The organism is Variovorax sp. W1I1 (assembly GCF_030815625.1).
Lineage (GTDB): Bacteria > Pseudomonadota > Gammaproteobacteria > Burkholderiales > Burkholderiaceae_C > Variovorax > Variovorax paradoxus_C.
This window is the reverse complement of the sequence record NZ_JAUSWZ010000001.1, coordinates 3765815-3786269: the sequence shown is the minus strand read 5'-3', so window position 1 is coordinate 3786269 and position 20455 is coordinate 3765815. Positions and strand designations below refer to the sequence as shown.

Sequence of the window (20455 nt, the reverse complement as noted above, 5' to 3'; positions counted from 1 at the left end):
GCAGCTTCATCAGCCTGCGTTGTGGGCGATGGGCGTCTATGTGGCCCTGCTGTTCGCAGGCGCGGCGGGACTGTGGTGGCGGCGTGCTTTCGGGCCGCTGCTGCTGGTCGCTGCGCTGGTTTGCGGCGCGACGGCTGGCGCGGGGCTCGCGGGCTGGCGTGCCGTCGCCTATGCGGACGGCGCCCTCGATCCGTCGTTCGAGGGGCGCGACCTGCGCGTGACCGGCGTGGTCTCGCAGATGCCGCAACGCAACGAGACCGGAACGCGGTTTCATCTCGATGTCGAATCCGTTCGATGGGCCGATGCCCGCAACGACGCGTCACCCACAGTGCCAGCGCGCATCGCGCTGGGCTGGTATGGCGAGAACACCGGGATCTGGGGGCATGCCGTCGAGGGGCGGGCAACTTCCTCAGCCGTCGTCGGCGAACTGCATGCCGGCGAGCGATGGCAGCTCACGGCGCGGCTCAGGGCGCCGCACGGCAATCTCAATCCGCATGGCTTCGACAGCGAGCTCTGGCTGTGGGAGCAGGGCGTGCATGCGAATGGCTATGTGAGGACCGGCACGCGAGATGCCGCGCCGGCGTATGTGGCGAGCACATGGCGGCACCCCATCGAGCGCGCACGGGAGGCCGTGCGCGACGCCGTGTTCGAGCGCGTGGCCGACCGCAATCAGGCTGGTGTGATCGCCGCGCTGGTCACCGGCGACCAGCGTGCCATCGACCGTGCCGGCTGGGATGTGTTCAGGGCGACCGGCGTGGCGCACCTGATGTCGATCTCGGGCCTGCACATCACGATGTTCGCCTGGCTCGCGGCGCACGTCGTCGGCGCGCTGTGGCGGCGCAGCGGCCGCTTGATGCTGCGGCTGCCCGTGCCGCAGGCGGCTTTGATCGGCGGCGTGCTGCTCGCCACGCTCTATGCGCTCTTCAGCGGCTGGGGCGTGCCCGCGCAGCGCACCGTGTGGATGCTCGCCACCATCGCCTTGCTGCGCCTGACCGGCCGGCGCTGGCCGTGGCCGCATGTCTGGCTGTTGACCGCTGCGGTGGTGGTGGCGCTCGATCCCTGGGCGCTGATGCAGGCGGGCTTCTGGCTCAGCTTCGTGGCGGTGGGCGTGCTTTTCGCCACCGATTCGACGGACGCGGGCGAGAGAAACCCAACCGCCGCGAGCCGGCTCTTCCTGTTCTTCCGCGAGCAATGGGTGATCACGCTTGCGCTCACGCCGTTGAGCCTGCTGCTGTTCCAGCAGGTGTCGCTGGTCGGCCTGCTGGCCAACGCCATCGCGATTCCGTGGGTCACGCTCGTGGTCACGCCGCTGGCCATGGGGGGCGCGGTCGTGGCGCCGCTGTGGGACGTTGCGGCCGGGGCCGTGCAGGCGCTCGCCGCCCTGCTGCAGTGGTTGGCGGGGCTGCCTTTCGCAACGCTCTCGATGGCCGCGCCACCGTGGTGGATGGCCGCCTGCGGCGTGGCGGGCGGCGCGTTGCTCGCGATGCACCTGCCCTGGTCGATGCGTGCGCTCGGCCTGCCGCTGCTCTTGCCCGTGCTGCTGTGGCAGATGCCGCGGCCCGCGTCCGGCGAATTCGAACTGCTCGCGACCGACATCGGACAGGGCAACGCGGTGCTGGTCCGCACCGCCACGCACAGCCTGCTCTACGACACGGGACCGCGCTACAGCCTGGAGAGCGATGCCGGCCACCGCGTGCTCGTGCCGCTGCTGCGCGCCTTCGACGAACGGCTCGACATGCTGGTGCTGAGCCACCGCGACACCGACCACACCGGCGGCGCGCCCGCGGTGCTCGCGATGCAGCCGCAGGCCGCGTTGCTCAGTTCGATCGAAGCCACCCATCCGCTGCAGGCGCTGCGCCCGACGCAGCGGTGCGAAGCGGGCCAGCGCTGGACCTGGGACGGGGTGAGCTTCGAGGTGCTGCATCCCTTCGATACCGACTACCGCAGCTTCACCCGGCCCAATGCCGTCTCGTGCGTGCTGCGCATCGGCAACGGCCGTGCGACGGTGCTGCTGGCCGGCGACGTCGAGCGGCTGCAGGAGGCTGCGCTGGTCGCGCGAACGGCCGAGGCGCACCTGAGGGCCGACGTGCTGCTGGTGCCGCACCACGGCAGCAAGACGTCGTCGAGCGAGGCGCTGCTCGATGCGGTGCGCCCGCGCATCGGGCTGGTCCAGGCGGGTTATCGCAACCGCTTCGGGCACCCCGCCGGGGAGGTGGTCGCGCGTTACACGGAGCGGGGCGTGCGCTTGGTGGAAAGCGCGCGCTGCGGCGCGGCGCACTGGGTCAGCGAGCGGCCCACCGAGTTGGCCTGTGAGCGCGAGCACCGTGCCCGCTACTGGCACCACCGCGTACCTTGAAAACACGCCGACGCGTCGGTCGAGCCGCACCGGAGAACTCTTCAAAATCGTGAATAAATTGTTAAATGAAGGGTCGCTGGCTGGTTGCCACGTCGCGCTTTGAGGCGCCTGATGCGTTGTATCGTCCGGAAACAACACGGAGGGAGCGCCATGCACGGCAGAGACAAGCTTCAGCGCGGATTCATTGGCAGGCAGGCGTCATGACGTCCGCCGCCGTACCTGCCATGACCAGCGCCGGAGCGGCTTCTTCAGCGCCCGCCGCCAAACTCCAGATGCACCGCGAGGGGGCGGTGCTCGTGCTGACCATCAGCAACCCTGCGGCGCGCAACACCGTCAATCCATCGATCTACCGCGCCGCCGCCAAGGCGATACGCGCCACTTCCGGCTTTCGCACCGTGCGCGCCATCGTGCTGACCGGGGAGGGCGAGCATTTCTGCGTCGGCGGCGACCTGCGGCGGCTCGTGCGGCAGCGCAAGCTCCCGCAGGCCGAGCAGATGGCGCACTCCGACGCCCTGAACGAATGGGTCATGGCAATGCAGGAAGCGCCCCAGCCCGTGATCGCCGCGGTGGAGGGCACGGCGGCGGGCAGCGGCTTTTCGCTCTGCCTGGCCTGCGACCTGATCGTTGCGGCCGAGGATGCGGAGTTCGTGATGTCCAACGTCAACTTCGGCCTGTCGATCGATGGCGGCGGCACCGATTCGCTGGCGCGCTCGCTGCCGCCGCAGGCGGTGATCGAGATCCTGCTGGGCGGCTCGGTCCAGCACGCCCGGCGGCTGCACGACTGGGGCGTGGTGAACCGCATCGTGCCGCGGGGTACCGCGTACGCCGCCGCGCTCGCCTGGGCGCAGAAGCTCGCACAAGGCCCGTTCGATGTGCAGGCGCGCATCAAGGAACTGGTCCATTCGGCCCGCGGGCGCAGCCGCCGCGAACAACTCGACGCCGAGCGCGGCGTGCTCGTCGAGAGCCTCTACAGCGACGAAAGCGGCAAGCGGATCAAGGAATTCCTCGCAGCCCGCAAGAAGGGATAGCACCGGGGCGAGCGATTCCGGCCTTTCACAAGCCTTTCGGCTTCGCATAAGGGGTTCTACTGGCCTTGAACTTGCTAAGCTATGGAACAAGGAGATTGGTCGTTCCATGCACAAATTCGATGAGATGTATGAGCAGTTGCCCTATACGGGGGCTGCAATCCGACAGCACTACAAGCGCTACGACCAATGGCTTGCGAAGCAACCCGGCGAGGTGATGCGATCGCGGCGCGAAGAGGCGGAACTGATATTCCGCCGGGTCGGCATCACCTTCGCGGTGTATGGCGCCAAGGATGAGGACGGCTCGGGCACCGAGCGGCTCATTCCATTCGACCTGCTGCCGCGGATCATTCCCGCCCACGAGTGGGACAGCATGGAAAAGGGGCTGGTGCAGCGGGTCACCGCGCTCAACCGCTTCCTGCACGACGTCTACCACGACCAGGAAATCATCAAGGCCGGCATCATTCCGGCCGAGCAGATCCTGAACAACGCGCAGTTCCGCCCCGAGATGATGGGCGTCAACGTGCCGCACAACGTCTACTCGAACATCGCCGGCATCGACATCGTGCGAGCGCCCGACGCACAGGGCAACGGCGAGTACTACGTGCTCGAAGACAACCTGCGGGTGCCCAGCGGCGTGAGCTACATGCTGGAGAACCGCAAGATGATGATGCGGCTCTTTCCCGAGCTGTTCAACCAGAACCGCATCGCACCGGTCGCCCACTACCCCGACCTGCTGCTCGAAACCCTGCGTGCCAGCGCGCCGCCCGCCACGGCCGAGCCCACGGTGGTGGTGCTCACGCCCGGCATGTACAACAGCGCCTACTTCGAGCACGCGTTCCTCGCGCAGCAGATGGGCATCGAGCTGGTCGAGGGGCAGGACCTGTTCGTCAAGGACGACTTCGTCTACATGCGCACCACGCGCGGCCCGAAGCGCGTCGACGTCATCTACCGCCGCGTGGACGACGACTTCCTCGACCCCGACGTGTTCCGCTCCACCTCCACGCTCGGCACGGCCGGCCTCATGCGTGCCTACAGCGCGGGCAACGTCGTGATCTGCAATGCAGTGGGCACCGGCGTGGCCGACGACAAGTCGATCTACCCCTACGTGCCCAAGATGATCGAGTTCTATCTCGGCGAAAAGCCGATCCTGAAGAACGTGCCCACCTACATGTGCCGCAACAAGGACGAGCTGCAGTACACGCTCGACAACATGAAGGACCTGGTCGTGAAGGAAGTGCACGGCGCGGGCGGCTACGGCATGCTGATCGGCCCGGCCGCCACGCAGGCCGAGATCGAGGACTTCAAGAAGGCAGTCATCGCCAAGCCCGATGGCTACATCGCGCAGCCCACGCTGAGCCTGTCGACCTCGCCGACCTTCGTGGATGCCGGCATCGCACCGCGCCACATCGACCTGCGGCCCTTCGTGCTCTCGGGCAAGGAAGTGCAGATGGTGCCCGGCGGCCTCACGCGCGTGGCGCTGAAGGAAGGTTCGCTGGTGGTCAACTCCTCGCAGGGCGGCGGCACCAAGGACACCTGGATCCTTGAAGCCGAGCGCGCGCCCAAGACGCAATCACAGTCCCAATCCCAATCCCAGTCGCAGAGCCCATCGGCATCGGCCTGAGTGCAAGCAAGAATTTAGGAGAACAAACGATGCTTTCACGCACCGCCGATCATCTCTACTGGATGTCCCGCTACACCGAGCGCGCCGAGAACACCGCGCGCATGCTCGACGTCAACTACCAGACCTCGCTGCTTCCGCAGTCGGCCGAAGTGGCCAAGTACGGCTGGCAGGGCGTGCTGTCCATCAGCGAACTGCTGCCGCTCTACAACAAGAAGTACGAGCAGATCACGCCCAACGAGGTGATGGAGTTCATGGTCAAGGACGAGAGCAATGCCTCATCGATCGTCTCTTGCCTCAAGGCCGCGCGCGAGAACGCGCGTGCCGTGCGCGGCGCGCTCACCACCGAAGCGTGGGAAACGCAGAACACGACCTGGCTCGAAGTGAACCGCATGCTGCGCCAGGGCGACTTCGAGCGCGACCCGGGCCAGTTCTTCGAATGGGTCAAGTTCCGCTCGCACCTCTCGCGAGGCGTGACGCTGGGCACCATGCTGCAGGACGAGGCCTTCTACTTCTCGCGCCTGGGCACGTTCCTCGAACGCGCCGACAACACCGCGCGGCTGGTGGACGTGAAGTTCCATGCGCTGAACAGCGAGTTCTTCGGCGCCGCCACCGAGGAAGACCAGGAGTACGACTTCTATCACTGGAGCGCGATCCTGCGCAGCGTCTCGGCCTTCGAGGTCTACCGCAAGGTGTACCGCGACGTGATCAAGCCCGAGCGCGTGGCCGAACTGCTGATCCTTCGCGCCGACATGCCGCGCTCGTTGCATGCCAGCCTGGCCGAAGTGGTGAGCAACCTCGCCAAGGTGCAGAACGAGCAGAGCGCCGAGACGCAGCGCCGCGCCGGCAAGCTGCTGGCCGACCTGCAGTACGCACGGGTCGATGAGATTCTTGCGACGGGGCTGCATGCGTACCTCACGCAGTTCCTCGACCGGGTGAACGAACTCGGCGGGCGCATCAGCCAGGACTTCCTCGTCCCGGCGCATTGAGCAGAGCCAAGCCGTCCGGCGTGGAGGTTTCCTGTGCCGACGGCGGAACGCCGCGGCACAGGTAGTTTCACCAGTGTTGGAAATTTGAAGTGCCTCCGTATCATCCTTATTACATTTGGGTGAACAAAGGGAGGATTCAATGCGATTGCCATCGACGCGCCTGCTGCGCGTTTTCATGTTGTTTTGCGTGACGACGATGCTGGGCGCTTGTGCGATGCCCATGCGAATTGGACTGAAGCCCGAAGACAGAAGCAAGATCACGGCGCTTGCGGCCCATGTTGTCGTGGTGCAGGACGAGGTGATCGCCGCAGTCCACGCGCCCAATGCCGGCGCAGCTTCGGGTGGAGGGTTGATCGGCGCCATGATCGATGCATCGATCGCCAACAGCCGCGTCAAGGAGTCCCAGCAGGCGCTTGGTTCCTTCTATACCGTGATCGAGGACGTCGACTACCGCAAGGAGTTCAACGAAGCGATCCGCAGCGAGCTGGCCAACTATCAGATCAAGGTGGCGACGGTCACGACCACACCACGCGCCCTGAACATGGACATCCTTGCCAAGCTGCGCAACCAGCTTCCGCCGGGCCAGGCCTTGTTGCTGATCTATCCGCGCTATTCATTGACGGCGGATTTCCGGAACTTCGATTCGGAGTCGCAGGTGTCGATGTGGGCCCGCTCGGACAGCCCCAGTGCGGCAGGCGGGATGAACACCCCGATTCAGCGCAGCGTGCTGTACTTTCAATCGCAATCCGTCGGCACGGGCGGCAGGAAATCGCTGGACCTCTGGGGAGCGCAGAACGCGGAGCTGTTTCGCAGCGCCATGCGCGAGTCGATCACAGAGACCTTGCGCATGGCCATGATCGATCTCGACGTGGCGGCGGAGCCTGCGGCCAAGGGAGGAAATCTCGAAGAGTTCTCCTTCAACAATGGCGTGATCACTACGAAGCTGAAGGGTCAGGTCGTGAAGAACGGCGACACCCGCGCGATCCTGCTTGCAAGCGACCAGAAGCTCTACTCGCTGCCGAGGACAAGCACTTCCGCGAGTGCAGCCGCAAGCACGAGCACGGCTGCCGCTAAATGACTGCAGGTGAAAACATGAAAAAGAATGCCTCCGCTGGCCTGCGCATTGCCGCTGTACTGTTCTTCGTCGTCACGTCTTCTGCCTCGGCAACGACCACCGACTACGGTGCGAAGATCGACATGAAGTACGACCGGGGCGCGCGCGAAACCTTCGCACTCGAACCCTACAGGAGCACTTGCCCGGTCCACATCGTGCTCACGGAAGACGCTCGGCAGAACAAGGAAACCATCGGGCAGTCGGGAAGCGGCGCACTCCTGGCCGGTGGCGTCAGCCGCTGGGTGGCCGATGGCCTTGGCGCGCTCAAGGACTACGGTTACGTGGTCGATGAAACCAAAAGCCTGGAGCCACCGGCCACGGGCATTACGGTCAAGACCAGCCTGACCCGTGCCTACACATGGCACCTGAGCGTCAAGATTTTCAGCATGGTCGCACTCAAGGCCCAGTTCATCGACCGCAACGGCGTGCTTCAAGAGAAGTACTACCGCGCCCACGGCGACAAATCGAACATGTGGGGCGCGGACTCGGAATACGTGACCACGCTTAACTACGGCTTGAACAACCTTCTGCCAGCCGTTGCGCGCGACCTGCAGTCACTGTGCAAGGGACAGAAGGTCGAGTCGTACACCTATTCCGGGCCAGAGGAAATCGTCAACAGGAAGTAGAAGCCACAGGCAGGCAGGCAGGCAAGCGCGGACAGATGGCAAATCTGCGGCGTCGCTAGCGTGAAAACGACTCGACGGCCACCGGGATCTGCGGCGCCTGCCAACGGTAGGCATCGCCCAGCACATTGCGCTCCGGCACCTGCCCGCTCCACTGGATCTTGAGCAGGTCCATCAGCGCCCACCCGGTCCAGTCCGCGCGAAAGGGCTGCTGCTGCGCGGCGGCGTTCGGCAGCGGCTCCCGGTTGCGCCAGATGACCGTCGGAATGCGGTAGCCCGAAGCGGTCGACGGGCTGTGGCCCGCGCGATCGCTGCCGTGGCCGACCTCCTGGCCGTGGTCCGACAAATACATCCAGGCGCGGTCCTCGCCCGGTTTGCCCGCGCTGCGCGTCTGCTGCAAAAGCTCGGACACCACGAAGTCGTGATACAGCAGCGCCGCGTCGTACTCCTGGCGAAAGCGGCGCACCCAGGCCGAGCGGCCGTCCTTCACGAGGCCGTTCTCGACCGCATCGACGTCGTCGTCGAAGGGATTGGCATTCTCGGGAAAGCGCAGGCTGTAGTGCGGGTGCGCGCCCATCAGATGCACGACGATGAGTTTGCGGTCGGTGCTCGTGTCCGCAAAGGCCTCCTGCACGCAGTCGAGGATCTCGCCGTCCAGCGAGGCGCTGGCGCGGCCCGGCGTGCGGTTGACCATGTCCACCACGTCGGCCAGACGCGCATGCTGCTGCTCGATGGCGAGGTCGTCGTGGTTGCTGATCCACCAGACCTTGTAGCCGGCGGCGCGCGCCAGTGCCAGAAGGTGCGGCGGGTTCTCCTTCTCGGGCAGGCCGAAATGGAACATGTTTCGCAGCGCGGGCAGGGTGCTCGCGTCCACCGACCACGCGTTCTTCAGCACCGCCATCTGCTCGCCGGCCTGTGCCTTGTGCGCCAGGAGGCGCGGCGTGGTCGGGCGGCCGTAGCCGTAGAGCGCCATGTTGTCGCGGTTGATGCTGTCGGTGATGACCAGCACCACCGTCGACGGGCCAGCCCGTAACGCGACGGGGGCGATGGCCTTCGCCTGCGCCATCAAGCGGTCGCGCACCTTCTCCTGACCGACCCAGGCGGCGCGCTGCGCGTGCACCGACTGCGACCAGCCAGCCCAGAAGATCGCAGGATGCAGCCGGCGCCACGGCTTGCTCGCATAGGCCATGCAGGCGACCAGCAAGAGAACGAGCACCAGCGATCGGACCCAGAAGGGCGACCGCGGCGCGCGCACCGAAGACGCACCCGCATCGAAGGCCGCGCCGCGCCGCGCGAACATGCCCACGAGCACGCCGGCCACCACGAGCGCGCCTGACCAGATGACCGCGGAGCGCCAATGCATCCACAGGTATTCCGTGCTCTCGCGCGCATTGGTGTTGGCCGCGGCGCCGAGCACCATCGCGCCGTCGGGCGCGGCCTGGTAGGTGTCGAGCAGGTAGGCGCGCACCGCGGCGTCGAGCGCAAAGCCCATGGCCCAGAGCCACACGAGCAGCGTGCGCAGGCGCTGCATGCGCACGCTGCGCAACGGCCATGCAAGCCACAGCACCATCGGCGAGGCGAGCACCGCGAGCTGGGCGATGCGGCGGCCGTCGTGGCCGAGCGCGATCAGCGCAAGCAAGGTGGCGCCGACCACGCCGCAGGCGAGCAGGGCGCTGTGGCGGGATGCGTCCCGCAGGGCGGGCGTGTCAGAAGGGGAAGAAGTCAAACGGGTCAGCGAGGCGAGTCGACGGCGTGCGGATTCTGCGTCCGCGCATGCGCTGCAAGGCCCAGTGTCCCGATGCCCGAGGGGGCCATGGCAGCCGCGAGTCGGGGATGAGTCGGGGATATCCCTCACGGAACTTATCTCGCTCGATGGTCCCAGACGGGCTCGCCCGGCAAGGCTCGACCTCGCCGGAAACTCCCGATCCTCCTAGAAAGGAACCCTCTCTCCATGTCCAGATTCAGTCGCCTGCCCGCGCTCCTGCTTGCCTTCGCCCTCGCCTGGATGGCCTTGCCTTCCGCGTCGGCCGCACCCCAAAGACAGATGGTCAGCGCCGCGGTCGGCACACTGAACATGCGCACCGGCCCCGGCCAGCGCTACGAATCCCACTGGACCGTGAGCAAGGGCTATCCGTTCCGCGTCATCGGCCGCAAGGGCAACTGGCTGCATGTCAGCGATTTCGAGAACGACAAGGCCTGGATTTACCGTCCGATGACAAGCAAGACGCCGCATCACGTGGTGAAGGCGAAGGCGGTCGTGCTGCGCAAGTCGCCGAATACGCGCAGCCCGGTCGTGCGCCGCGCAGCCTACGGCGATGTGCTGCGAACCCTGCAACGCCGCGGCGACTGGGTCAAGGTCACGCACGAAGGCGGCGGCACCGGATGGGTGGCGCGGCGCCTGGTCTGGGGCTGGTAGCCGGCAAGGCGCTTCAGGTGGCAGTGGCCTGCCGCACGGCGCGCTCCCAGCGCGCCATCGATTCCTCGGCCTGCGCGCGGCCCATGGTCGGCAGGAAGCGCCGCTCCACCTTCCAGAGCTTCGAGAGTTGGCGCGCATCGGTGTAGACGCCGGTCGCCAACCCCGCGAGGTATGCGGCACCGAGCGCGGTGGTCTCGATGACTTCGGGCCGCACCACCGGAATGCCCAGCAGGTCCGCCTGAAACTGCATCAGCAAGTCGTTGACGCTCGCGCCGCCGTCCACGCGCAGCTCGGCGACCGGCTTGCCGCCGGCGGCCACCGCATCGCGGCTCATGGCCTGCAGCAGCGCGGCGCTCTGGTAGGCGATGCTTTCCAGCGCGGCGCGCGCGATGTGCGCGACGGTCGTGCCGCGCGTGAGCCCGGTGATCGTGCCGCGCGCATCGGCATCCCAGTAGGGCGCGCCGAGGCCGGTGAAGGCCGGCACCATCATCACGCCGCCCGCATCGGGCACGCTCTCGGCCAATGACTGCACTTCCGCGCTGCCCTTGATCGCCTTGAGCCCGTCGCGCAGCCACTGCACGACGGCGCCGCCGACGAACACGCTGCCTTCCATCGCGTACTGCGGCGTCGCATCGACCTGCGCGGCGCTCGTCACGAGCAAGCCGTTGTGCGAGGGCTGGAATGCGGCGCCCGTGTGCATCAGCAAAAAGCAGCCGGTGCCATAGGTGTTCTTGGCCATGCCGGCCTCGAAGCAGGCCTGGCCGAAGAGGGCACTCTGCTGGTCGCCCGCCACGCCGCCCACGGGCAGGCTGTGGCCGAGCAGCGCGGCATCGGTGTCGACGAAGTGCGAGCTCGAAGGCTGCACCTTGGGCAACAGCGCGGCCGGAATCTTCAGCGCGGCCAGCAGGTCGGAGTCCCACTCGTTCGTGTGCACGTTGAAGAGCATGGTGCGCGAGGCGTTGCTCACGTCGGTCACATGCACCTTGCCGCCGGTGAGCTGCCACATGAGCCAGCTGTCGACGGTGCCGAAGGCCAGCTCGCCGCGCTCGGCCTCGGCGCGGGCGCCGGGCACGTTGTCGAGCAGCCAGCGCAGCTTGGTGCCGGAGAAGTACGCGTCGATCACAAGGCCGGTCTTCTCGCGGATCGTGTCCGTCATGCCTTCGTCGCGCAACTGCGCGCACAAGGGCTCGGCGCGGCGGTCCTGCCAGACGATGGCGTGATGCACCGGCTGGCCGGTCTTGCGGTTCCACAGCACCGTGGTCTCGCGCTGGTTGGTGATGCCGATGGCGTGGATGTCGGTGGGCTTGAGCTTCGCCTTCGCGAGCACTTCGCGCGCTGTGGCGAGCTGGCTGCGCCAGATTTCCATCGGATCGTGCTCGACCCAGCCGGGCTGCGGGTAGATCTGGGTGAGCTCCTTCTGCGCGATCGCGACGATGTGGCCTTCGCGGTCGAAGACGATGCTGCGGGAGCTGGAGGTGCCCTGGTCGAGGGCGAGGAGGTAGGTGGTCGTCATTCTTCGAATCTCGTTGCTTGTCTTCTAGTGGCCGCGCGCGATTTCGAGGCGCACCTGCGCCGCATGCAGCAGGTCGGCGAAGGGCGCGGGCGGCGCGGCGTCGGTGAACAACCGGTCGATCTGCGAGAGCGTGCCCAGTTGGATCATCGCCGGCCGGTTGAACTTGCTCGCATCCGCCGCGAGCCACACCTCGCGCGCCTGCGCAATGATGGTCTGCGCGACCTTCACCTCGCGCAGGTCGAAGTCGCGCAGCGACCCGTCGGCCTCGATGCTCGAAACGCCGATGAGCGCGATGTCCACCTTGAACTGGCGGATGAAATCGATGGTGGCCTCGCCCACGATGGCGCGGTCGCGCGCACGCACCGAGCCGCCGGCCACGATCACCTCGCACGAGCTGTTGCCGCTCAGGATGGTCGCCACGTTCAGGTTGTTGGTGATCACGCGCAGGCCCGTGTGGCGCATCAGCGCCTTGGCGATGGCCTCGGTGGTGGTGCCGATGTTCAGGATCAGCGAGCAGTCGTTGGGCACCAGCTCGGCCACGCGCTGCGCGATGCGCGCCTTGCCTTCGGCATTCAGGGTTTCGCGCTGCTGGTAGCCGATGTTCTCGGTGGTCGAACTCGGCATGCGCACGCCGCCATGAAAGCGCGTGAGCAGCCCCTCGTCGGCCAGCCGCTGCACGTCGCGCCGCACGGTCTGCAGGGTCACGCCCAGCATGTCGGCGAGTTGCTCGACGGTGACGGAGCCGCGCGTGCGCACGGTGTCCAGGAGGTTGATCTGGCGCGGGTTGGAATTCACAAAAGCGTCGTGGAGTGCGTAAAGACTGCGGGGGAGTGCAGGTGAGGGTACAGGGCGCGTCACTTTAAAGCGAACCAAAACGAACCCGACTAAGGGAAAACTCGGAGGAAAATCGCGCCAAAAGGAATCCAAATGAAAAAACACGAAAATACAATGGCGCCCTTCAGTGACCAAAGTCACGCTTCTACGGACCCATTGCCTGTGAGCGATTCCTCCTCCCATCCGCCGCTGCCCACCACCGATTGCGACGTGCTGATCGTCGGCGGCGGCATCAACGGCTGCGGCATCGCACGCGACCTCGCCGGCCGCGGCTGGCGCGTCGTGCTGTGCGAGAAGGACGACCTCGCTTCGCACACGTCGTCCTCTTCCACCAAGCTGATCCACGGCGGCCTGCGCTACCTGGAGTACTACGAGTTCTCGCTGGTGCGCAAGGCGCTGCAGGAGCGCGAGGTGCTGCTCAAGAGCGCACCGCACATCATGTGGCCGCTGCGCTTCGTGATGCCGCATGACCCGTCGATGCGGCCGGCCTGGATGATCCGCATCGGCCTCTTCATGTACGACCACCTCGCCAAGCGCGAAGTGCTGCCGGGCTCGCGCAGTGTCGATTTGCGCAAGCATGCGGCCGGCAAGCCGCTGAAGAACCAGTACAAGCGCGGCTTCATCTATTCCGACGGCTGGGTCGACGACGCGCGCCTCGTGCTGCTGAATGCGCTCGATGCGAAGGCGCGCGGCGCCGAGGTGCTCACCCGCACCCGCTGCACCCATGCACGGCGCGATGCCGACGGCTGGACCGCCACGCTCGAAAGCCCGCAGGGCACACGCACCGTTCGCGCCCGCGCCGTGGTGAATGCCGCCGGGCCGTGGGCCGAATCGTTCTTGCGCGGCGTCGCGCAATCGGCCAAGGGCGAATCGCTGGCCACCAAGAGCCTGCGCCTCGTGAAGGGCAGCCACATCATCGTGCCGCGCCTGTTCGAGCACGACCACGCGTACATCTTCCAGAACCCCGACAAGCGGATCATCTTCGCCATTCCCTACCAGGACGAGTTCACGCTGATCGGCACCACCGACATCGAACTGAACGGCGACGACCCCGGCGCCGCGCGCATCGCGCAGGAAGAAATCGACTACCTCTGCACGCAGGCCAGCCGCTATTTCGAGAAGCCCATCGTGCCGGCCGACGTGGTGTGGACCTATTCGGGCGTGCGCCCGCTGCTGGACGACGCCTCGGGCGACCCCTCGGCCGTCACGCGCGACTACATGCTGGAGTCGAACACCACCGCCGCGCCGCTGCTGTCGGTGTGGGGCGGCAAGATCACCACCTTCCGCAAGCTCGCGGAAGACGCGGCCGACGAGGTCGGCAAGATGCTGGGCCAGTCGAACGCGCAGCGTCCCGCGTGGACCGACGGCGCGTTCCTCGCCGGCGGCGACCTGTCGGCGTGGATCGGCGCTGCGAAGCGGCCCGACGACGACTTCGAGCGCTTCGTCTCGGCCGTGCAGGCGAAATACCCGTGGCTCTACGGCAAGCTCACGCGCCGCCTCGCGCGTGCCTACGGCGCCCGGGTGTCGGAGCTGCTCGGCGATGCGAAGTCGCTCGCCGACCTGGGCCCCGCCGTGGCGCCCGACCTGCACGAGCGCGAACTGCGCTTTCTGCAAACCCATGAGTGGGCCGTGAGCTCGGACGACGTGCTCTGGCGCCGCTCCAAGCTCGGCCTGCACTACACGCCGGCCGAGCGCGAACAGGTTGCGGCCTGGCTCCAGGCCAACGCGAAGAACAACGACAAAGTGGAAGTGGAGGTGAGCTGATGCAGCTGACTCTGGAGCGCGTCACCAAGAAGGTCGGCGCGCAGACATGGCTCTATGAACAGGGCATCGCCCCCAAGAGCGGTGCGGTGACCGTGCTGTTGGGCGCCACGCAGGCCGGCAAGACCAGCCTGATGCGCCTGATGGCGGGGCTGGACACGCCGACGACGGGCAAGGTGCTGGTCGACGGCAAGGACGTGACCGGGATGCCGGTGCGCGAGCGCAACGTCGCGATGGTCTACCAGCAGTTCATCAACTACCCGTCGCTCAAGGTGCGCGACAACATCGCCTCGCCACTCAAGCTGCGCGGCGAGAAGAACATCGATGCGCGCGTGAAGGCGCTGGCCGACAAGCTGCACATTGGCATGTTCCTGGATCGCCTGCCGGCCGAGCTGTCGGGCGGGCAGCAGCAGCGCGTGGCGCTGGCGCGCGCGCTGGCCAAGAACGCACCGCTGATGCTGCTGGACGAGCCGCTGGTGAACCTGGACTACAAGCTGCGCGAGGGCCTGCGCGAAGAGCTCACGCAACTCTTTGCCACCGGCGACTCGACCGTGATCTACGCCACCACCGAACCCGGCGAGGCGCTGCTGCTCGGCGGCTACACCGCGGTGATGGACGCGGGCGAACTGCTGCAATACGGCCCGACCGCCGAGGTGTTCCATGCGCCGCAATCGCTGCGCGTGGCGCGCGCCTTCAGCGATCCGCCGATGAACCTTTTGGCTGCCACCGCAACCGCCGGCCAGGTGCAACTCGCGGGCGGCCCGGCACTGGCGATGGCCTTGCCCGAAAGCGTGTCGGGCGCGGTCACAGTCGGCCTCCGCGCAAGTGCGCTGAATGTGAATGCGGGCGAGGGCGACATCGCCTTGCCCGGCAAGGTCGAGCTGGCCGAAATCTCCGGCTCCGACACCTTCGTGCACGTGCACACCGCGGTGGGCGAACTGGTGGCGCAGCTCACCGGCGTGCATCGCTTCGAGCTGGGCGCTTCGATCACGCTGTACTTCAGCGCGTCGCAAGCCTATGTGTTCGATGCCGGCGAAAAGCTGGCGCTCGCGCCTGCATGGCGCAAGGGAAACTGAGATGGCACGCATCGATCTCGACCTGGCCCACGCCTACCGCCCCAACCCCACGCAGGACAGCGATTACGCGCTGCTGCCGTTGAAGATGAGCTTCCGCGACGGCGGCGCCTACGCCTTGCTCGGCCCCTCGGGCTGCGGCAAGACGACCATGCTCAACATCATCTCGGGCCTGCTCGTGCCCTCGCATGGCACGGTGACCTTCGATGGCCGCGACATGACGCGCGCCACGCCGCAGGAACGCAACATCGCGCAGGTGTTCCAGTTCCCGGTGATCTACGACACGATGACCGTGGCCGAGAACCTCGCGTTTCCGCTGCGCAACCGGAAGGTGCCCGAAGACCAGATCAAGAAGCGCGTCGGCGAAATCGCCGAAATGCTCGACATGAGCGGCCAGCTCAACCAGCGCGCGGCGGGTCTTGCGGCCGACGCCAAGCAGAAGATTTCTCTGGGTCGCGGCCTCGTGCGCAGCGACGTGTCGGCGGTGCTCTTCGACGAGCCGCTCACCGTGATCGATCCGCATCTGAAGTGGCAGCTGCGTCGCAAGTTGAAGCAGATCCATCGCGAGCTCAAGCTCACGCTGATCTACGTGACGCACGACCAGGTCGAAGCGCTCACCTTCGCCGAAGAGGTGGTGGTCATGACGCGCGGCAAGGCCGTGCAGGTGGGCAGCGCCGAGGCGCTGTTCGAGCGGCCGGCCCACACCTTCGTCGGTCACTTCATCGGCTCGCCGGGCATGAACTTCCTCTCGGCCACCAGCGCGAACGGCGCGCTCGAAGTGGCGGGTACGCCGCTGGTGCCGACGCGCGAGCTGCCGCAGGGCGCGCTCAAGATCGGCATTCGCCCCGAATACCTGCGGCTGTCGAACGCCGGTGCCGCCGGCGCCGTGCCGGCGGTGGTCAAGCAGGTGCAGGACGTCGGCACGCACGCGATGCTGAGCGCCGAAGTCGACGGCATCGTGATCAAGGTGCGGCTGCACTCCGACGAGCAGCCGCCCGCAGTGGGAGACACGGTGTGGCTGCGGGTGCTCGATGCCCACACCTGCTATTACAAAGACGAGGAACTGGTGGCATGAACGCAACCAACAAACCCATCAACCAAAAGGCCTGGTGGCTCGTGCTGCCGGTGCTGATCTGCGTGGCCTTCTCGGCCATCGTGCCGCTGATGACGGTGGTCAATTACTCGGTGCAGGACATCATCTCGCCCGAGCGCCGCGTGTTCGTGGGCACCGAATGGTTCGCCTCGGTGATGCGCGACGACGAGCTGCACCAGGCGCTGTGGCGGCAACTTGGCTTCTCGCTGTCGGTGCTGCTGGTGGAGATTCCACTGGGCATCGGCCTGGCGCTCTCGATGCCGGCCAAGGGCTGGAAGTCGTCGGCGGTGCTGGTGGTGGTGGCGCTCTCGCTGCTGATTCCCTGGAACGTGGTCGGCACCATCTGGCAGATCTACGGCCGCGCCGACATCGGCCTGCTGGGCCACGCGCTGCAGGTGATGGGCATCGACTACAACTACACGGGCAGCGCGACCGACGCGTGGCTCACCGTGCTGGTGATGGACGTGTGGCACTGGACGCCGCTCGTCGCCTTGCTCTGCTACGCAGGCCTGCGCTCCATTCCCGACGCCTACTACCAGGCTGCGCGCATCGACGGCGCAAGCAAGTTCGCGGTGTTCCGCTACATCCAGCTGCCCAAGATGCGCGGCGTGCTGATGATCGCGGTGCTGCTGCGTTTCATGGACAGCTTCATGATCTACACCGAGCCCTTCGTGCTGACGGGCGGCGGGCCAGGCAATGCCACGACTTTCCTCAGCCAGTACCTGACGCAGAAGGCGGTGGGGCAGTTCGACCTCGGGCCGGCGGCTGCGTTCTCGCTGATTTATTTCCTGATCATTCTGTTGTTCTGCTTCGTGCTCTACAACTGGATGCAGCGGGTGGGTACGCAGGAAGTCGAGGTGGAGAAATGAATCCGTCGCCGAGCCGCCTCAAGGCGGATGCTCCCCCTCGGGGGGAAGGCGCGCAGCGCCAAGGAGGTCAACATGACTGAGAAAAGATTCCACAAGCGCAGCATCTTTTTGGTGCTGTACATCCTGTTCGCGCTGTTGCCCATCTACTGGATGATCAACATGAGCTTCAAGACGAACGAGGAGATTCTCTCGAGCTTCTCGTTCTTCCCGCAGCACCTGACCTGGGCCAACTACGCGCGCATCTTCACCGACGAGTCGTGGTACTCGGGCTACATCAACAGCCTGATCTACGTGGCGATCAACACGGTGATCTCGCTCACCGTGGCACTGCCGGCGGCCTATGCGTTCTCGCGCTATTCGTTCCTCGGCGACAAGCATGTGTTCTTCTGGCTGCTGACGAACCGCATGACTCCGCCCGCGGTGTTTTTGCTGCCGTTCTTCCAGCTCTACAGCACGGTCGGCCTGATGGACACGCACCTGGGCGTGGCACTTGCGCACCTGCTCTTCAACGTGCCGCTGGCGGTGTGGATTCTGGAAGGCTTCATGAGCGGCATTCCGCGCGAGATCGACGAGACGGCGTACATCGACGGCTACTCGTTCCCGCGTTTTTTCGCGACGATCTTCCTGCCGCTCATCAAGGCGGGCGTGGGCGTGGCGGCGTTCTTCTGCTTCATGTTCAGCTGGGTCGAGCTGCTGCTGGCGCGCACGCTCACCAGCGTGAATGCCAAGCCCATCGTCGCGACGATGACGCGCACGGTGAGCGCTTCGGGCATGGACTGGGCGACGCTCGCAGCAGCGGGCGTGCTCACCATCGTGCCGGGCGCGATCGTGATCTGGTTCGTGCGTCACTACATCGCGAAGGGTTTCGCGATGGGCCGCGTTTAAGGAGGTCCAAAGATGTTCGACTGGATGGTCTGGACCACCCCGGTGGCCGTGTTCTTCATCTGCATCGCGCTCATGCTGGTCGGCATGACGGTGTGGGAATTCAAGTCGCCCACCACGATGCGGCGCGGCTGGCTGCCGATTGCCACCACGCGCGGCGACCGGCTCTTCATCGGGCTGCTCTCTGCGGCCTACGTGAACCTGATCTTCATCGGCCTGGCCGGCAAGTTCCAGGAATGGATGAGCCTGGAAGCCGAGCCCTCGATCTGGATCAGCTTCGTGCTGTCGATGTTCGTGCTGGCCCTTGTGATGCGCAAAGGCTAAGCCCTACCAATTTCGCAAACGCGTCCGGCTCTCCGCCTCCCCGGAGCCGCGATGAAAAAACCGGGGAAGCACAACCGAGGAGACACATTCATGAAGATGCGCTACACGGCACTGGCACTGGCAGCGGCGATGTTCGCCGCGCACGGCGCTGCGTCGGCCGGCGAAGCCGAGGCCAAGAAATGGATCGACAGCGAATTCCAGCCGTCGACCCTGTCCAAGGACAAGCAGATGGAGGAGATGAAGTGGTTCATCGACGCCGCCAAGAAGCTGCAAGCCAAGGGTGTGAAGGAGGTGTCGGTCGTTTCCGAAACGCTGACCACCCATGAGTACGAATCGAAGACGCTGGCCAAGGCCTTCGAGGAAATCACCGGCATCAAGGTCAAGCACGACCTGATCCAGGAAGGCGACGTGGTCGAGAAGCTGCAGACCTCGATGCAGTCGGGCAAGTCGATCTACGACGGCTGGGTCTCCGACTCCGACCTGATCGGCACGCATTACCGCTACGGCAAGATCATGTCGCTCACCGACTACATGAAGGGCGCCGGCAAGGAGTTCACCAACCCGGGCCTCGACCTGAAGGACTTCATCGGCACCAGCTTCACCACCGCGCCCGACGGCCAGCTCTACCAGCTTCCCGACCAGCAATTCGCCAACCTCTACTGGTTCCGCGCCGACCTGTTCGCACGCAAGGACCTGCAGGACAAGTTCAAGGCCAAGTACGGCTACGACCTGGGCGTGCCGCTCAACTGGAGCGCCTACGAAGACATCGCCGAGTTCTTCAGCGTCGACGTGAAGACCATCGACGGCAAGCCGATCTACGGCCACATGGACTACGGCAAGAAGGACCCGTCGCTCGGCTGGCGCTTCACCGATGCGTGGCTCTCGATGGCCGGCGCGGCCGACAAGGGCATTCCGAACGGCATGCCGATCGACGAGTGGGGCATTCGTGTCGCCGCCGACAAGTGCACCCCCACGGGCGCTTCGGTCTCGCGCGGTGGCGCCACCAACTCGCCGGCCGCCGTGTACGCGCTCACCAAGTACATCGACTGGATGAAGAAGTACGCGCCCAAGGAAGCCATGGGCATGACCTTCGGCGAATCCGGTCCGGTGCCGGCGCAGGGCCAGATCGCCCAGCAGATCTTCTGGTACACGGCCTTCACGGCCGACATGACCAAGAAGGGCCTGCCGGTCGTGAACGAGGACGGTTCGCCCAAGTGGCGCATGGCCCCCGGCCCGAACGGCCCGTACTGGAAGCAGGGCATGCAGAACGGCTACCAGGACGTGGGCTCATGGACCTTCTTCAAGGGCCATGACGCCAACAAGACGGCAGCCGCCTGGCTCTACGCGCAGTTCATCACCGCCAAGACGACGTCGCTGAAGAAGTCGATCACCGGTCTGACCTTCATCCGCGACAGCGACATCCGCTCGGATTACTTCACGCAGAACGCCAACAAGTACGGCGGCCTGATCGAGTTCTACCGCAGCCCCGCGCGCGTGGCATGGACCCCGACCGGCACCAACGTGCCCGACTATCCGAAGCTCGCGCAGCTCTGGTGGAAGAACGTGGCCGAGGCCGTGACGGGCGAGAAGACCCCGCAGAAGGCGATGGACAACCTGGCCGACGAGATGGACAACGTGATGGCGCGCCTGGAACGCGCCGGCATGGCCCATTGCGCGCCCAAGCTGAACCCCAAGGGCGATCCGGCCAAGTACCTGAGCGACGACCACGCCCCGTGGAAGAAGCTGGCCAACGAAAAGCCCAAGGGCGAGACCATCGACTACAACAAGCTGCTGGGCGCCTGGAAGGAAGGCAAGGTGCGCTGAGCGCGCGCCTGCCCGAACTGCCTGATCCCTCAGTGAAAGGGGCCGCGCCGAAGGGTGCGGCCCCTTTTTTGCTACCGGGACCATGGGGAGCGACACGGGCCGCTGCCCCGGTCGTGGGATCGGCGCGACGGCATGACC

General features: G+C 66.0%; 17 protein-coding genes. 14 read left to right on the top strand and 3 right to left on the bottom strand.

Annotated elements, in window-relative coordinates:
- The first annotated feature begins 28 nt into the window (after positions 1-28).
- From QFZ83_RS17650 to QFZ83_RS17625, 6 genes are all read left to right on the top strand, one after another.
- Positions 29-2356, top strand: a complete 2328-nt coding sequence (locus QFZ83_RS17650) for a DNA internalization-related competence protein ComEC/Rec2 (RefSeq protein WP_373457529.1) — start codon at positions 29-31, stop codon at positions 2354-2356.
- A gap of 200 nt (positions 2357-2556) precedes the next feature.
- Positions 2557-3384: an oxepin-CoA hydrolase, alternative type gene (locus QFZ83_RS17645; protein WP_307508547.1), complete on the top strand. Its 828-nt coding sequence runs from the start codon at positions 2557-2559 to the stop codon at positions 3382-3384.
- 106 nt (positions 3385-3490) lie between these two features.
- The gene (locus QFZ83_RS17640) at positions 3491-5005 is read left to right on the top strand and encodes a circularly permuted type 2 ATP-grasp protein (RefSeq protein ID WP_307508545.1); all 1515 of its coding nucleotides are present in this window, start codon (positions 3491-3493) and stop codon (positions 5003-5005) included.
- Between the two features lie 29 nt (positions 5006-5034).
- Positions 5035-5991 (top strand): alpha-E domain-containing protein, encoded by a 957-nt coding sequence (locus QFZ83_RS17635; protein ID WP_013540657.1) that lies wholly within the window; start codon positions 5035-5037, stop codon positions 5989-5991.
- Between the two features lie 139 nt (positions 5992-6130).
- Complete coding sequence (locus QFZ83_RS17630) at positions 6131-7069, top strand: hypothetical protein (RefSeq protein ID WP_306877409.1); 939 nt, start codon at positions 6131-6133, stop codon at positions 7067-7069.
- Between the two features lie 14 nt (positions 7070-7083).
- Positions 7084-7731 carry a hypothetical protein gene (locus QFZ83_RS17625; protein WP_307508544.1) on the top strand — a complete coding sequence of 216 codons (648 nt, stop codon included), beginning with the start codon at positions 7084-7086 and terminating at the stop codon, positions 7729-7731.
- Positions 7732-7786: 55 nt separating this feature from the next.
- Here the strand turns inward: QFZ83_RS17625 and QFZ83_RS17620 are convergent, their stop codons facing one another.
- Positions 7787-9454: a phosphoethanolamine transferase gene (locus tag QFZ83_RS17620; RefSeq protein ID WP_307508542.1), complete on the bottom strand. Its 1668-nt coding sequence runs from the start codon at positions 9452-9454 to the stop codon at positions 7787-7789.
- A 225-nt stretch (positions 9455-9679) separates the two neighbouring features.
- On the opposite strand from QFZ83_RS17620, the gene QFZ83_RS17615 reads away from it, so the two are divergent.
- Positions 9680-10144: an SH3 domain-containing protein gene (locus tag QFZ83_RS17615; RefSeq protein ID WP_307508540.1), complete on the top strand. Its 465-nt coding sequence runs from the start codon at positions 9680-9682 to the stop codon at positions 10142-10144.
- A gap of 13 nt (positions 10145-10157) precedes the next feature.
- Here the strand turns inward: QFZ83_RS17615 and glpK are convergent, their stop codons facing one another.
- Both glpK and QFZ83_RS17605 read right to left on the bottom strand, forming a co-directional pair.
- On the bottom strand, positions 10158-11657 hold the full coding sequence (glpK, locus tag QFZ83_RS17610) for a glycerol kinase GlpK (protein WP_307508537.1): 1500 nt from the start codon (positions 11655-11657) through the stop codon (positions 10158-10160).
- A 24-nt stretch (positions 11658-11681) separates the two neighbouring features.
- Positions 11682-12452, bottom strand: coding sequence for a DeoR/GlpR family DNA-binding transcription regulator (locus tag QFZ83_RS17605; protein ID WP_013540663.1), 771 nt, complete (start codon positions 12450-12452; stop codon positions 11682-11684).
- Positions 12453-12584: 132 nt separating this feature from the next.
- Between QFZ83_RS17605 and glpD the strand changes: the two genes are divergently transcribed.
- The 7 genes from glpD to QFZ83_RS17570 all read left to right on the top strand — a co-directional run bounded on the left by glpD (position 12585) and on the right by QFZ83_RS17570 (position 20317).
- On the top strand, positions 12585-14255 hold the full coding sequence (gene glpD / locus QFZ83_RS17600; protein WP_307508535.1) for a glycerol-3-phosphate dehydrogenase: 1671 nt from the start codon (positions 12585-12587) through the stop codon (positions 14253-14255).
- Positions 14255-15328, top strand: coding sequence for an ABC transporter ATP-binding protein (locus tag QFZ83_RS17595; RefSeq protein ID WP_013540665.1), 1074 nt, complete (start codon positions 14255-14257; stop codon positions 15326-15328). The genes glpD and QFZ83_RS17595 overlap by 1 nt, the downstream gene beginning before the upstream one ends.
- Position 15329: 1 nt before the next feature.
- Positions 15330-16400, top strand: coding sequence for an ABC transporter ATP-binding protein (locus tag QFZ83_RS17590; protein WP_307508532.1), 1071 nt, complete (start codon positions 15330-15332; stop codon positions 16398-16400).
- Positions 16397-17287 (top strand): carbohydrate ABC transporter permease, encoded by an 891-nt coding sequence (locus QFZ83_RS17585; RefSeq protein WP_093434003.1) that lies wholly within the window; start codon positions 16397-16399, stop codon positions 17285-17287. Before QFZ83_RS17590 ends, QFZ83_RS17585 begins: the two co-directional genes overlap by 4 nt.
- 72 nt (positions 17288-17359) lie before the next feature.
- Entirely contained in the window at positions 17360-18172 is an 813-nt protein-coding gene (locus tag QFZ83_RS17580) for a carbohydrate ABC transporter permease (RefSeq protein ID WP_307508530.1), read from the top strand.
- 12 nt (positions 18173-18184) lie between these two features.
- Positions 18185-18493 carry a DUF2160 domain-containing protein gene (locus QFZ83_RS17575; protein ID WP_013540669.1) on the top strand — a complete coding sequence of 103 codons (309 nt, stop codon included), beginning with the start codon at positions 18185-18187 and terminating at the stop codon, positions 18491-18493.
- Between the two features lie 90 nt (positions 18494-18583).
- A complete protein-coding gene (locus tag QFZ83_RS17570) occupies positions 18584-20317 on the top strand; it encodes an ABC transporter substrate-binding protein (RefSeq protein ID WP_307508528.1) in 1734 nt (577 codons plus the stop codon).
- Positions 20318-20455 lie beyond the last annotated feature (138 nt).